The organism is Mycolicibacterium thermoresistibile (assembly GCF_900187065.1).
Classification (GTDB): Bacteria; Actinomycetota; Actinomycetes; order Mycobacteriales; family Mycobacteriaceae; genus Mycobacterium; species Mycobacterium thermoresistibile.
On record NZ_LT906483.1, the window covers coordinates 1,018,627 to 1,032,836 of the forward strand.

Annotated in this window: 13 protein-coding genes; 5 read left to right on the forward strand and 8 right to left on the reverse strand. The window is 69.0% G+C overall.

Annotation, left to right across the window (positions count from 1 at the left end; genetic code table 11):
- Positions 1-12: 12 nt before the first annotated feature.
- Entirely contained in the window at positions 13-615 is a 603-nt protein-coding gene (locus tag CKW28_RS04655; protein ID WP_003925868.1) for a PaaI family thioesterase, read from the reverse strand.
- A gap of 3 nt (positions 616-618) precedes the next feature.
- Positions 619-2,169 (reverse strand): FAD-binding protein, encoded by a 1,551-nt coding sequence (locus CKW28_RS04660; RefSeq protein WP_003925869.1) that lies wholly within the window; start codon positions 2,167-2,169, stop codon positions 619-621.
- Between the two features lie 187 nt (positions 2,170-2,356).
- On the opposite strand from CKW28_RS04660, the gene CKW28_RS04665 reads away from it, so the two are divergent.
- Positions 2,357-2,956, forward strand: coding sequence for a PadR family transcriptional regulator (locus CKW28_RS04665; protein ID WP_050812036.1), 600 nt, complete (start codon positions 2,357-2,359; stop codon positions 2,954-2,956).
- 12 nt (positions 2,957-2,968) lie between these two features.
- On the opposite strand, the gene CKW28_RS04670 is transcribed toward CKW28_RS04665, so the two are convergent.
- Positions 2,969-4,681 carry a 3-ketosteroid-delta-1-dehydrogenase gene (locus CKW28_RS04670; protein ID WP_003925871.1) on the reverse strand — a complete coding sequence of 571 codons (1,713 nt, stop codon included), beginning with the start codon at positions 4,679-4,681 and terminating at the stop codon, positions 2,969-2,971.
- Positions 4,682-4,793: 112 nt separating this feature from the next.
- Between CKW28_RS04670 and CKW28_RS04675 the strand changes: the two genes are divergently transcribed.
- From CKW28_RS04675 to CKW28_RS04690, 4 genes are read left to right on the forward strand one after another with little or no spacing between them, the layout of a single operon-like run.
- Complete coding sequence (locus tag CKW28_RS04675) at positions 4,794-5,954, forward strand: 3-ketosteroid-9-alpha-monooxygenase, oxygenase component (RefSeq protein WP_003925872.1); 1,161 nt, start codon at positions 4,794-4,796, stop codon at positions 5,952-5,954.
- Complete coding sequence (locus tag CKW28_RS04680) at positions 5,951-6,250, forward strand: hypothetical protein (protein ID WP_003925873.1); 300 nt, start codon at positions 5,951-5,953, stop codon at positions 6,248-6,250. Before CKW28_RS04675 ends, CKW28_RS04680 begins: the two co-directional genes overlap by 4 nt.
- Positions 6,234-7,034 (forward strand): SDR family NAD(P)-dependent oxidoreductase, encoded by an 801-nt coding sequence (locus CKW28_RS04685; protein WP_003925874.1) that lies wholly within the window; start codon positions 6,234-6,236, stop codon positions 7,032-7,034. Before CKW28_RS04680 ends, CKW28_RS04685 begins: the two co-directional genes overlap by 17 nt.
- Positions 7,034-8,626, forward strand: coding sequence for an FAD-binding protein (locus CKW28_RS04690; protein ID WP_040547048.1), 1,593 nt, complete (start codon positions 7,034-7,036; stop codon positions 8,624-8,626). The genes CKW28_RS04685 and CKW28_RS04690 overlap by 1 nt, the downstream gene beginning before the upstream one ends.
- A 153-nt stretch (positions 8,627-8,779) precedes the next feature.
- On the opposite strand, the gene CKW28_RS04695 is transcribed toward CKW28_RS04690, so the two are convergent.
- The 5 genes from CKW28_RS04695 to CKW28_RS04715 form a co-directional block, all read right to left on the reverse strand.
- The gene (locus CKW28_RS04695) at positions 8,780-9,853 is read right to left on the reverse strand and encodes a hypothetical protein (RefSeq protein ID WP_003925876.1); all 1,074 of its coding nucleotides are present in this window, start codon (positions 9,851-9,853) and stop codon (positions 8,780-8,782) included.
- Between the two features lie 125 nt (positions 9,854-9,978).
- On the reverse strand, positions 9,979-10,935 hold the full coding sequence (locus CKW28_RS04700; RefSeq protein WP_003925877.1) for an alpha/beta hydrolase: 957 nt from the start codon (positions 10,933-10,935) through the stop codon (positions 9,979-9,981).
- A complete protein-coding gene (locus CKW28_RS04705) occupies positions 10,935-11,786 on the reverse strand; it encodes an SDR family NAD(P)-dependent oxidoreductase (RefSeq protein WP_003925878.1) in 852 nt (283 codons plus the stop codon). Before CKW28_RS04705 ends, CKW28_RS04700 begins: the two co-directional genes overlap by 1 nt.
- A gap of 3 nt (positions 11,787-11,789) precedes the next feature.
- Complete coding sequence (locus tag CKW28_RS04710; RefSeq protein WP_003925879.1) at positions 11,790-12,281, reverse strand: nuclear transport factor 2 family protein; 492 nt, start codon at positions 12,279-12,281, stop codon at positions 11,790-11,792.
- A 250-nt stretch (positions 12,282-12,531) separates the two neighbouring features.
- A complete protein-coding gene (locus CKW28_RS04715) occupies positions 12,532-14,109 on the reverse strand; it encodes an acyl-CoA synthetase (RefSeq protein WP_003925880.1) in 1,578 nt (525 codons plus the stop codon).
- Positions 14,110-14,210 lie beyond the last annotated feature (101 nt).

Here is a 14,210-nt window from a genome sequence, read left to right on the forward strand (position 1 = left end):
CGGCGGTGAGCGTCATCCGGGCCGGATGAAGACCCCTTCACCGCGCACCGTGACGACGCCGTCGTGATCGGAGATCTGCCCGAGAGCGAACGTCTTCGAGCCTTCCTCCCGGTCCACCCAGGCCTCCGTCCGCAGCGGCACCCCCAGCGGTGTGGCACGCAGGTACCGCAGGGTGATGGTGCCGGTGAACGCGGGCGCACCCGGGCGGTGCGCCGTCGCGCCGAGCACATGGTCGAGCAGCAGGGCACACACACCGCCGTGCACCTGCCCGGGCGGCCCCTCGTACGGGGCGCCCAGGGTGACCTCGGCCCAGGCCCGGCCCCCTTGGTGATGGACCCGCAACGGCGGAGCGATCGCATTCCGGAGCCCGATCGCGACGTTGCCCCACACCATCGGATTGCCGTCGGTGTCGTGCCGGAGCCCGAACGAGCCCGGCATGAGCCGGGAGCTGAGCAGCGCGACAGCCTGATCGATGAGGGCGTGCGCCTGCCGCACCGCCTGTTCATCGGCTTCGCTGCGAATGGTGGCGTCGATGAGGCGCCGGACCGACGACGTCAGGGGTTCGTAGCGGGCCCGGTCCTGTTCGGCCCGGCTGACCGGTACCTGCTCCGGCATGCGCTAACGCCCCGCCCCGGTCGGCTGGGCGGCCATGTCCAGTGCCGCGAAGTGGCTGAACAGCAGCGAGGCGCCGATCGGATTACCGCCACCCGGATAGGTGGTTCCGGTCACCGCGGCCATGGTGTTGCCGGCCGCGTACAACCCGGGAATCGCGGTGCCGTCGCGGCGCAGCACGCGGGCCCGCGCATCGGTGCGCAGTCCACCCTTGGTGCCCAGATCGGACAGGCCGAAGGCGGCCGCGTGATACGGCGGGGTGTCGATGGGTACCAGCGGTGAGGCGCCGGCGGTGAACACGCGGTCGTATGCCTCCGCGCCCCGACCGAAGTCGACGTCCGTGCCGGAAGCCGCGAGCTCGTTGAAGCGTGCGATCGTCGCCGCGAGATCGCCGGCGGGCACCCCGATCGCCTCGGCCAGTCCGGTGATCGTGTCGGCCGAGCGCCACAGCCCCGCCTTGCGGTACTCCGCGGCGTCCACCATCGAGACGTTGGTGGCGCCGATCGGGGGTGTGCCGCCGGTCCGGTCGTCGTAGATCATCCAGTACGGCAGGGTCAGCCGGCCCGCCCGCATGTGCCGGATCACCTCGCGGCCCAGCCGGTCGTAGGGGGCCGACTCGTTGACGAACCGCCGACCGTTCTGGTCGACGAAGATGCCGCCGGTGAACCACAGGGCGAATGCGGAGCGGCCGTCCGGATGGGTCAGACCGGGGGACCACCACGCCTGATCCATCAGGTCGGTGTCGGCCCCCGCCGCGATCGCCGCCAGGTGGGCGGCGCCGGTGTTGCCGGGAGCGCCCATGGTGTCGGTCGCATCACCGGGAACGCCGTACCGGGCACGCATGTCGGCATTCCGTTCGAATCCGCCGGCCGCCAGCAGCACGCCCCTGCGTGCGCGGACCCGCACCGGCGTTCCGTCGCGCACCACGACCGCCCCCACGACCCGATCGCCGTCGCAGATCAGCTCGGTCAGCGGGGTGTTGCGCCAGCAGGTGACGTCGGGGAATCCGCCGAGAGCCGCCAGGAACCTGCCCACCAGGGCGCGTCCGCCGACCAGGACATCGGGTGCCGGAGTCCCGAGCCGTTCGGTGTCCAGTGGCCCGCGCACCAGCCCGGCGTGTCGCCCGAGCGCGTCGTCCGGGAGCGGGACCGGGACGATGTGCCGGTAGCCGTCGTTCCGGGCGCCGGGGGCCGAACCGTAGTAGTCCGGCCACGGCAGCACGGTGAACTCGAAATGCGGGTCCTGCTCCAAAAACTCGATGAAGCCGGCGCCACCGGTGACATACGCGTCCTGCAGGTCGCGCGGGGTGCGATCGCCGACGACCGCATGGAAGTACTCGAGTGCGTCGGCGATGGTGTCGTCGGTCCCGGCACGCCGGACCACCGGGTTGCACGGATACCACATCCCGCCGCCGCCCGAATACGCCGTGGTGCCGCCGAACTTGTCGGTGGCCTCCACCAACAGCACCGACAGGCCGGCCCGTGCTGCGGTGTAGACGCCCGCGAGCCCACCGCCGGAACCGGCCACCAGCACATCGACCACGATGTCGTCGGACATATCCCTCCTCCGCCGGGAGATCAACCCTGCCGGGCGCCGCCGCGACCGCGCAATACGGCCTCCCGGTCAGCGGTAGGAGGGCGGCCGCCGTCGGACGCGGAATTGTTAGCCTTGGACAGTGACGGAAGCTGTCGAGGACGCCGCTGATCAGCCCAATCTGAGCCCCACCGGGTGGGCGCTGCTGGGCATGTTGTCGGGCGGTAACGAGCTGTCCGGCTACGACATCAAGAAGTGGACGGACTGGGTCATCCGGTTCTTCTACTCCAGCCCCGCGTACAGCCAGATCTACTCCGAACTCAAACGACTCGAACAGTACGGCCTGGTGACGTCGCGGATCGAGGGCAGCACCCGGAGCCGGCGGATGTACAAGATCACCGACGCCGGCCTGGCCGCCGTCACCCGGTGGACCAACGAGGAACCGGTGGAGGCCCCGACCCTCAAACACAGCCCGATGCTGCGGGTGGTCTTCGGCCACCTGACGAATCCGGGTCGGCTCAAAGAGGTGTTGGCCGAACACGCGGCCTACGCCGACCGGATGCAGCGGGAGGCCGCGACCGAGGCGAGGCACACCGCCGAACAGCCGGCGTGGTCGTACGCCCGGCTCGCGTTGCAGTGGTCGGAGCGGTACTACGCCGCCGAACGCGATCTCGCGCTGCAGCTGATCAAGGACCTCGACGTCGCCGACAGGATCTTCACCGAAGCAGAGCAGTCGGGACTGGAGTGGCCGGTCCGCGAGTACTGGTACGAGGTGGAGCGCCGGATCGCCGCGGAGAAGGATCGGGAGTGACCGCCGGGGCGGTCAGCCCGCCCGGGTGGCGGCGTGCCGTGCCGCGATGTAGCCGAACACCAGTCCCTGGCCGATGGTGGCGCCCGCGCCGGGGTAACACGCCCCGAACACATTCGCCGCGGTGTTGCCGATCGCGTACAGACCGCCGATCACCGATCCGTCTTCGCGAAGCACCCGCGCATGGTGGTCGGCCCGGACGCCGCCGCAGGTGCCGAGGTCGCTGAGCACCACCCGCACCGCGTAGAACGGGCCGTGGTCGAGCGGTCGGAGGTTGGGGTTGGGCGCCACGGTGGGGTCGCCGTAGTAGCGGTCGTAGGCGCTGTCGCCCCGGCCGAAGTCGGTGTCGACTCCGGCCCGGGCCAGCCGGTTGAACCGTTCCACGGTGGCGTCCAGCGTGGACGCGTCGACGCCGATCGCCCGGGCCAGACCGGGGATGTCGTCGCTGCGGTGCGCGATCCCGGCGTCATACCAGGACCGCGGCAGCGGCATCCGTGGAAATAGTTCCGCGGCAAGCAGATAACTGTCACGGTAGCGCTGGTCGAAGACCATCCACATGTCCTCGACCGGGTGGCCGCTCCGCTCGCGCCGCAGAAGCTGCTGACCGAAGGACATGTAGTCGGTGGCCTCGTTGATGAACCGATTGCCGGTCTGGTCGACCAGCAGGCATCCCGGTAGCGACCGTTCGGCGAGCATCACCGCCGGTTCCCCACCGGGCAGTGGGGCGAAGGCGGGAAACCACCACGCCTGATCCATCAGCCCGGTGCCGGCCCCGACCTCCTGCGCGATCCGGATACCGTCACCGGTGTTGCCCTCGGCGCCCAGGCTGAGGTCCCCGGGCAGCGATTCGAGCTGAAACTTGCGGCGCCAGTCCAGCAGATGGTCGAAGCCGCCGGTGGCGAGGATCACACCGCGACGCGTCCGGACCGTCACCTCGGCGCCGTGCCGGTCGATCACGGCGCCGACGACGTCGTCGCCGTCGAACAGCAACCGCGTCAGCGGGCTGTGGGTCCACACCGGGATGCCGGCCCGGATCACACCGGCGAACAGACCGGCGGCCAGCGCCTGCCCGCCCGCCACGTAGCGGCGGCGCAGGGCCAGACCGCCGACGCCCTGGACGACGCGCAGCCCGATCCGGGGGATCGCCTTCAACGGCATCCGCGTCATCAGGTTGAGCCAGCGGTAGTCCGCCCCGGTGACCGGCACCGGCAGGGAGGACTTCATCACCCCGGGGCGCAGCCGGTCCAGTTCCGGGCCGAGGATGCGGGCGTCGAACGGCCGGCATTCGCAGGTGCGGCCCAAAACCGCTCCGCCGGGCCGCTCCGGATGGTAGTCCGAATACCCCTTGGCCCACTGGAATCTCATCGGTGTGGTGCGGCGGAGCATGCGCACCGTCTCGGCGCCGTGATCGAGGAAGGCCTGCCAGCGGTCGGCGGGCGCGCTGTCCTCGACCACCGCCTCCAGGTAGCTGCGCGCCGCGTCGAGGGTGTCCGCGGCGCCTGCCTCGGTCAGGACCGGATTCGCCGGCATCCAGAAGGCGCCTCCGGACCGGGCGGTCGAACCGCCCACCTGGGCGGTCTTCTCCACGATCAGGGTGGTCAACCCGAGTTCGTGGGCGGCCAGGGCCGCGGCCATCCCGGTCCCGGAACCCACCACCAGCAGGTCCACCTCGATGTTCTGGGCAACAGTCACCGCACGATTCTGGCCACCGCCGCGTCGGGCGGTCATCGGCGTTGCCCGATCAGTGGAACACCGCGGGTTCCCGGCGCCGTTCCGGTGTTACAACCGGGGCTGTCCACAACACGCAACACGACGAGCAGACAAGACGAGGATGGCCGGTATGACTTCGTTGCAGTCCGACCGCGACACCGGCGAGGTGCGTCAGATCGAGGCGCAGGCGGTGCCGACCCGGTTCGCCCGGGGCTGGCACTGTCTCGGACTGATCGACGACCTCGGCGACGGGAAACCCCACGCGATCAACGCTTTCGGCGGCAAGTTGGTGGTCTTCCGGGGTGGGGACGGCAAGATCAACGTCCTGGACGCGTACTGCCGGCACATGGGGGGAGACCTGTCCGACGGCGAGGTGAAGGGCAACGAGATCGCCTGCCCGTTCCATGACTGGCGCTGGGGCGGGGACGGCCGCTGCAAGAAGGTTCCCTACAGTCGCCGGGTCCCGAAACTGGCCCGTACCGCCACCTGGCCCACCCTGGAGCAGGACGGGATGCTGTTCGTCTGGAACGACCCGGAGAACAATCCGCCGCCGCCCGACGTGACGATCCCCCGGATCGAGGGTGTGGGCACCGACCGCTGGACCGACTGGCACTGGTACAGCACGGTCGTGCACACCAACTGTCGGGAGATCATCGACAACATCGTGGACATGGCGCATTTCTTCTACATCCACGGCGGACTTCCGACGGAGTTCAAGAACGTCTTCGAGGGCCACGTCGCCACCCAGTACTACAAGAGCGAGGCCCGTCCCGATCTCGGGTCGGGGGAGGGGGCGAAGATCCTGGGGACCACCTCGGTCGCGTCGTACTACGGCCCCTCGTTCATGATCGACGACCTCACCTATCACTACGAGCACGGTGATCAGCGCACCGTGCTGATCAACTGCCACTACCCGATCGACGCGAATTCCTTCGTGCTGCAGTACGGGATCACCGTGGAGATCTCCGACACCGCACCGCGGGACATCGCGATGCAGATGGCCGTCGCGCTGGGCGACTTCGTGAAGATGGGTTTCGAACAGGACGTGGCGATCTGGAAGCGCAAGGCGCGCATCGACAATCCGCTGCTCTGCGAGGAAGACGGCCCGGTCTATCAGGTGCGGCGGTGGTACGAGCAGTTCTATGTCGACGTGGCGGACGTGACACCGGACATGGTGGACCGATTCGAGTTCGAGATCGACACCACCCGGCCGCGGGAGGCGTGGATGAAGGAGGTCGAGGACAACATCGCCGCCGGCCGGTTGCCCAGGCTGGTGGGCGTGAACAAGTGACCGCACGCCCGGACAACCGGCTGCTCGACGCACCGATGCGGCCGGTCACCTGCGGGACCTGCGGGGCGCGGGTGCTGGCCCGGAAGAGCAGCTGGGAACAGACCAGCGTGCAGTGGAACGCCGCGGCGCGGGAGATGTGCCTCGACCAGAGTCAGGTGGAAGGACATGCCATCCCGCTGTGCCCCGCGTTGCGCACCGCCATCGAGACGGCGGTGGTGCAGGGGTTGCTCCCGGTGCTGGACGACTCCGCGCCGCCGACCACCGAAGGGGAGCCGTCCCGTGCGCATCACCGATAGGGTGTTCGTCGTCACCGGTTCCGGCAACGGCATGGGGCGGGAGGTCGCCGTGGAGCTGGGCCGGCGCGGGGCACATGTCGCCGCCGTCGACATCGATCGGGAAGGGCTCGCCGGCACGGCGGAACTGGTTCGGGCCACCGGAGCGCGGATCACCACCCACGTCGTGGACGTCACCGACGACAATGCGGTGGCGGCCCTGCCCGCTGCGGTGCTCGACGCGCACGGGCAGGTCGACGGTCTGGTCAACATCGCCGGGATCGCGCAACGGTTCGCGTTGTTCTCCGACCTCGGCGCCGAGGCCCTCGACCGGGTGCCGGTGGTGAACTTCACCGGCACCGTGCGGATGTGCCGGGCGTTCCTGCCGATCCTGCTGGCGCGTCCGGAGGCCAACATCACCAACATGTCGAGCCTGTCGGCTCTGGTGCCGTTCGCCAGTCAGCTGCTCTACAGCGCCAGCAAGGCCGCGGTGAAACAGTTCAGCGAAGGCCTGGACGCCGAACTCGTCGGTACCGACGTCCGTGTCGTGACCGTGTTCCCGGGCAACGTCGCCACCGAACTCGCGAAGAACTCCGGGGTGGAGATGCTCGACGCCGGCAGCCGACGGGTGTACGCCACCAGCCCCGAGGCGGCCGGCAGGAAGATCGTCGCCGGTATCGCGAGAGACCGGTACCGGGTGATCATCGGCGCGGACGCCCATGTGTTGCATGCCCTTGCGCGGATCGCGCCGCGGCGCACCGCACGGCTGGTGGCCAGACAGATCACATCCGTTCTCCGGGAGCAGTGATGCCGACAGCGCAGGAATACGACGTCATCATCGTGGGATTCGGGGCGGCGGGCGCCTCCGCGGCCATCGAGGCGGCGGACCGGGGGGCGCGGGTCCTGGTGCTGGACCGCGGTCACGGCGGTGGTGCGACGGCATACTCCGGCGGGATCGTCTACGCCGGCGCCGGAACGGCCGAACAGCAGGCCGGGGGGCATGCCGACAGCGTCGAGAACATGCGCGCGTATCTGGCGCGTGAGGTCGGTGACGCCGTCAGCCCCGAGACCCTCACCCGCTTCTGCGAACAGAGCCCCGCGATGATCGAATGGCTCAAGGCACAGGGGGTGGAATTCCGGGGCGGTCCGGTGCCCCCCTACAAGACTTCCTACCCGACCGATGAGCACTACCTGTACTACTCGGGCAACGAGACCGCCTTCCCGTACAGCGAACACGCACACCCCGCACCCCGCGGTCACCGGGCACTGGCCCCGGGTATGAGATCGGGGCGGGTGCTGTTCGAGCGGCTGCGGGATTCCGCGCTGTCCAAGGGCGTCGAATTCGTTCCGCTCGCCCACGTGCATTCCCTGATCCAGGCTGACGACGGCCGGGTCACCGGGGTGCGCTACACGGTCCTGGATCCCGGGCACCGCCACGCCCGCAGGCATCGACTCATCACCAGGGCCACCGGCAAGCTGGGGACGTGGATGCCCGGTGTGGTCTCCGGCGCCGTCCGGTACGCCGAACGGCTGCGTGCCGAGGCCAGTGTCGAAACGGAAACCCGTGCCGGCGCGGTGATTCTGGCCGCCGGTGGATTCATCAACAACCGTGGATGGGTGCGACAGTACGCACCGCAGTTCCTGAAGATCTCCCCGTTGGGCACGGTCGGGGACGACGGCACCGGGATCCGGCTCGGACTGGACGCCGGTGGTAAGACCGACAAGATGGGCAACGTCACCGCCTGGCGATTCCTGTCCCCACCCAGCGCGTTCCTGGAAGGTCTCACCGTCGGCGCGGACGGGCGGCGGATCGCGAACGAGGATCTCTACGGCGCCACCCACGGTGACGTGCTCATGCGCGAGTTCGGCGGCACCGGGTGGGCGATCTATGACGCCGCCACCTGGCGGAAGATCAGGACGCAGATCACCGATCAGACCCAGGTCTTCCAGCGGCTCCAGGTGTGGTATCTGCTGACCATCGGGCACAAGAAGGCGGCCACGATCGCGGATCTGGCCCGCAAGAACGGTATCGACGCCGCCGGTCTGCAGCAGACCGTCGACGAGTACAACCGCGGGATCAGCAGCGGGGCAGGGGATCCCGGTCACAAGCATCCGTCCCTGTGTCCACCGCTGGAGCGCGGTCCGTTCTACTCGATCAACATCTCCGCCGACGCCTCGCTGTTCTACCCCATTCCCGGGTTGACCCTGGGCGGGCTCGTGGTGGACGAGGACAGCGGTGCGGTGGTGCACCGCGACGGCGGGGTGATCCCCGGCCTGTACGCCGCCGGCCGCAACGCCGTCGGCGTGTGCTCCAACAGTTACGTCAGCGGCCTGTCGATCTCGGACTGCGTGTTCAGCGGCCGGCGGGCCGGCGCCCACGCGGCCGGCGGAACCCGCTGAGATCCGGCCCGAGATCCGGTTCGGCATCCTCCGGCCCGCCAGGGCGACTTCCGGTCCGGAAAAGCCCGGCCCGGAAAAGCCCGGCCCGGAAAAGCATTGTGGCCCCGGGTGTTCCCGGGGCCACAATGCGTGTGACACGCTTGGTGGGCGTCGTCAGAGCACGAACGCGCTCACCGGGGCCTCTTCCGGATAGATCGCCGGACCGCCCAGGTCGTAGGCGGCGTTGAGGGCGGCGATGAAGGCCGGGTCGTGCAGGGGCTCACTCGGGATGTCGAGCTTGGTGCCCCGCTTGGCCAGGTCGTCGACCATCATGTCGATCGCCTTGTCGATGGTGAGGTCGTCGGAGTGGTCCATGTTCTTCTTCAGCTCGTCGTAGTCGGAGAACACCTCGGCCGACCAGTGCACCAGGAACCGCAACTCGTCGGTGTGGTGGCGGGCGATCACCTCGTCTCCGTTGCGGAGCACCCAGTGGTCCCGCGACTCCGGATCGCCGGCGAACACCGTGTCGAACGACAATCCCTTCGGCACCTGCTGGTCGAGCGGGCCGTTGGCCTCGCCACGGTGCACCATCATCTCGTTCTGGACCACCACGCCCCGGTTGTAGACCGGCGGCAGAACCCGTTTGGGCGCTTTGAGCGGCCCGTCGGGCCAATAGGTGAAGCCGCTGTTCTCGTCCAACGAGAACCAGGTGATGACCTGCGCCATCTTGATCAGGTAGTCGGTGAACAGGCCGGACTTGCCCATCACGCTGACCAGCCATGTCGGGGCGTTCTCGTAGCGGATACCACGGAAACTCGGGGAGTCGAGATGACCGGGGTCGCGGTTGCAGCACGGGCCGTTGATGTTGAACAGCATCATCTGGGGTTTGGCGTACTCGGCTCCCCAGTACGACTTCGCCTCGTTCAGGAACCGCTCGTTGTAGAAGCAGTCGTGCAGTTCCGGATACAGCACGGTGCCGTAGTTGGCCAGGTGCCCGCGGAAGGTCGGGGTGAGGAAGAGATCCAGGCTGGGCTCGAAGCCCTCCGGGAACTGTCCACTCATGGTGGCCATCAGTTCTTCGGGCGAGGCGAAGTGCTGGGCGATGATCAGTCGCCACGGGCCTTCCCGGCGAACCACGTCGAGCAACCGTTCACGTTGGTCATCGGTGTAGACGTTGTCGATCTCGCGGGGCGGTGCCACCGGCCGGAGAATGTCGGACAACTCCATACGCCGCTCTTCGGTGAGCATGCCTGTCACTCCTTCGTCGGGTTGCGGCGTCGATGCACGCCAGATGGTGTGTACCGTCGATTGTCAGTCGGGTCGGTATCCCCCGGACCGGGGGTTTCCGGCCACCGGGACGGTTTGAGAAATTGTCAAAACGGAAGTGGATTGGCGAATTTCGCGCGGAGGAGGGCGCCGATCTCGGCCAGGGCCAGCCGGCCGCGGGCGGTGGACTCGTAGCGCATCAGAAAGCCGTGGTACATCCCCGGGTAGCGGGTCACCGTGGTCTGCACCCCGGCATCCCGCAGCCGCCCGGCATACCTTTCCCCCCAGTCCCGGATGGGGTCACAGGCGCCGGTCACGATGATCGTCTGCGGAAGGCCTCCGAGATCGGTGGCGTAGGCCGGCACCCGGTACGGGTCATGGGGGGTGCCGGCGCCCAGGTCGGCGAGCTCGTGCAGATACACGATGTCGTCCCGGCTCAACATCGGGGCTTCGGGCATGGCGACGATGGACGGGGCAGCCAGGTCCCGGTCCAGTCCCGGGTACATCAACAGCTGCGCGAGCAGTTCTGGTCCGCCCCGGTCGCGGGCCGCCAACGCCACCGCGGCGGCCAGTGCCCCACCGGCGCTGTCGCCGGCGACGGCGAGCCGGCTGGTGTCCAGCCCCAGTTCGTCGGCGTGGGCGGCCACCCAGCGGGTCGTCGCCCACGCGTCGTCGAACTGCGCCGGCGGAGGATGCTCCGGCGCCAACCGGTAGTCGACGGCGACCACGACGGCCCCGCTGGCGGCGGCCAAACCCCGGGCCAGCGGTTCGAATGAGTGGTTGCTGCCCATGACCAGACCGCCGCCGTGGAAGTACAGCACCGCCGGCGCCGGGTCACCGCAGCCCCGTTCGGGGCGGTGGATGCGCACCGGGATGTCACCGCCGGGTCCGGGCACCGCCCGGTCGACGATGCTCGCCATGGCCGGCATATCGGTCGGCAGTGGGGCGGATTCGATCGCGTCGCGCACCGCCTGGAGGCCACGTCGGCGCATCGGTGCGGGTGGGCCGAGGGAGGCGATGCGGGCCGCCGCGTCGGGATCGAGCGGGGGAACCGGGTGATTCATCAGTGCCGTGCCGGATCGAATCGCTGTTCGGTGCGCAGGACCGGAGCACGGCGCTCCGTCAACACGGCCGCCCGTTCCGCCATCGCCCCGCCGACGTACTCGGGCTGAGTGAGCAGGTAGAACTCGCCGGCGGCGGCCTGTTCGAAGACCACCCGCGCCGCCTCGACCGGATCCATCGCGGCGGCCTTGATGTCGAGCATCGCGGCCCGCTGCGCCTCGGCGGCGGCGACATCACCGTCGTCGACACCGCCCGCCGCCTCGAAGATGTTGGACTTCACCGCGCCCGGCAGCACCGCCTGCACGGTGATCCGGTCGGCGTGTCCGGCCAGTTCCACCTCGAGCCGTAGGCATTCGGTCAGTGCCAGCACCGCGTGCTTGCTCATGATGTAGGGGGCCTGCAACGGAACCGCGGCCACCCCGCCGATGGAGGACAGGTTCCACACCCACGCCGGGGCGCCGGCGTCGATCATGCGGGGCAGGAACGCCCGGATCCCGTAGAACACCCCGCTGACATTGACCGAGACGAGCCGGTCCCAGTTGGGGACCGGCGTGTCCCACAGGTACCCGAACTGCTCGATGCCGGCGTTGTTGACCAGCAGCCGTACCGGCCCCACCTCGGAATAGACGCGCGCGGCGAGCATTTCGAGCGCGTCGGGATCGCGCACATCGCACACCTGACCCACCGAGCCCGGCAGCTCCCCGCGCAGGGCCGCGATCGCCGCGGCGTCGACGTCGGCGAGCACCACCGTCATCCCCAGGGACGCGGCATACCGGGCCAGCCCCGCACCGACGCCGTGCCCGGCGCCGGTGATGACGGCGACGCCCCCGCCGAAGACCTCATGCGCGTCCACGCGTCACGAACCCGCCGGTGCGGCCGCGGTGGTGTTGGCGGCGTGCTCGGCGAACGGGATGGAGTCCTCGGCGTCGAGCACCACCGTCATCTTCGTGAACACCAGGCCGTCGCCGGACCGGCGGATACCGACGTCGACGACACCACTGGAGACATCGAACGGGACGTTGTTGGTGACCTGGTTGACGTAGAGGTAGAAGCGCGCCTTCGTGACGTCTCCGTCGACGCCGGTGCGGAAGATGTTCGTGGCGTGGTGGCGCAGCGGGTACGGGTTCTCGTTGCGGTGCTGGGTCAGCCAGGCCAGGGTTTCGTCCTTGCCGTGCAGCTCGGCGGCGAGCAGATGCTCGAACGGGCAGTTACCCGAATCGGATCGGCTCAGGTACTCCATCTCGTCACCGAGGCGGGCGCCGAGCTCGGCGAAGTGGCCCTGGTCGTAGTGGTACCAGAACTCGGCGATGAACTCCTGGACCTCCGACAGCGTGATCTCGTTGCTCATGGCAGGCAGTCAACCCCGCCGCTGTGCGCTTCGACACAGCTCGGCCCGGTCAGCGGAACACGAGTTGACCGAGGTGCCGGCCGTGACGCGCCGGCCGATGAAGGACGCTGCGCCGGTGAGCGCGGGATCCTGCTTTCCCGACGCCGCGTCACCGGCTCGCGGCGTTGGTTCTGCGGTGCGGCCCCAGGGCGAACCGACCGGCACGGGGACGTGCGGACGTTCCGTTCCGCGCCATCCGTGCCGATCTGCATCAATGCGGCGCCTTCTCCGAGTACCGTTCCCGCAGCACCCGTTTGAGCAGCTTGCCGCTGGGATTCTTGGGCAGCGAGTCGACGAAGAACACCTGTTTCGGGGTCTTGAACCCCGCGAGATGCTCCCGGCAGTGGCCCAGGAGCTCCTCCTCGCCGAGCGTCATACCGTTCCGGGTCACCACCGCGGCCACCACCGCTTCGACCCAGGTGGGATGAGGCAGACCGAACACGGCCACCTCCTCCACCGCGGGGTGGCGGTAGATGACCTCCTCGACCTCGCGGCTGGCGACGTTCTCCCCGCCGGTGTTGATCATGTCCTTCTTGCGGTCCACGACGTGCAACATCCCGTGCTCGTCGAAATAGCCGAGGTCCCCGGAGTGGAACCAGCCGCCGCGGAACGCCTCGGCCGTCTTGGCGGGATCGTCGTAGTAACCGAGCATCAGATGTGGGCTGCGGTGGGCGATCTCCCCGACGGTTCCCGCGGGCAGCACCGCACCGTCGTCGTCGAGGATCACCGTCTCGACATTGGTCACCGGCCGGCCGGCCGCCCCGGCGTGCGCATCCTGCTCGTCCGGACCCAACGCCGTCGCCAACGGCGCCATCTCGGTCTGGCCGTAGAAGTTCCACAACCGCAATCCGGGCAGCCGGTCGCGGATCTCGGCCAGGATCTCCGCCGGCATCGCGGACGCGCCGTAATAGCCCTTGCGCAGGCTGGACAGATCCACGGTGTCGAACACCGGGGAGCGCAGCAGCGATATCCACACCGTCGGCGGTGCGAAGTAGTTCGTGACCCGGTGACGCTCGATGGTCCGCAGCACCAGCTCGGGATCCGGACGCGGCAGGATGATGCTGGTGGCGCCGAGATAGACGTCGGTGATCAGGAAGTTGTCCAGCTGTGCGCAGTGATAGAGCGGCAGCGAGTGGATCTCGACATCGCCGCTCTCCATCGATCCGGCGATGATCGTGCTGACGTAGTTGCCCATCAGGCTGCGGCTGGAATGCATCGCCCCCTTCGGCCGCGACTCGGTGCCGCTGGTGTACATGAGCCGGATCATCTGGTCGTCCGCCACATACGGGTGCGGCGCGGGCGACGTGGTCTGCAGCCAGCGGTCGAAATCCGTCCACCCGGGCGGCAGGGCCTGACCGGGCAGCACCAGAGCAGCGGTGGTGGTGACCGATCCGCCCAGGCGCATCGCGGCCTCCGCCGTGGGCACCAGATCGGCCTCGACGAGGAAACCCCGTGCCCCGCAGTGGCCGAGGATGTACGAGATCTCCTCGGCGGTCAGCATGAAGTTGATCGGCACCAGCACCACCCCGGCCCGCGCGGTGGCGAACGCCAGCACCGCGAACTGCCGGCAGTTGCGGGACAGCACCGCCACGCGGTCGCCGGGGGCGAAGCCGTGATCGCTCAGCGCCGCCGCCGCGCGGTCCACCCAGTGTTCGAACTCTGCGAACGTCCACGTCACGTCGCCGTCGATGATCGCGACCTTGTCCGGATGCCGACGGGCCGACCGTCGTGGAATGTCACCGAGTGCGTGGCCACGCGCCGACGCGACCACCGCATGCAGGTCATCCATGTCCCGGAACGTTAGGTCCGGGGCCGGCCGGCATGCAGCCGCCGTCCCGCTCAGTAGAAACCGCTGCTGACGGGGGCGCCGGCGGCGCCCATACTCGGGCA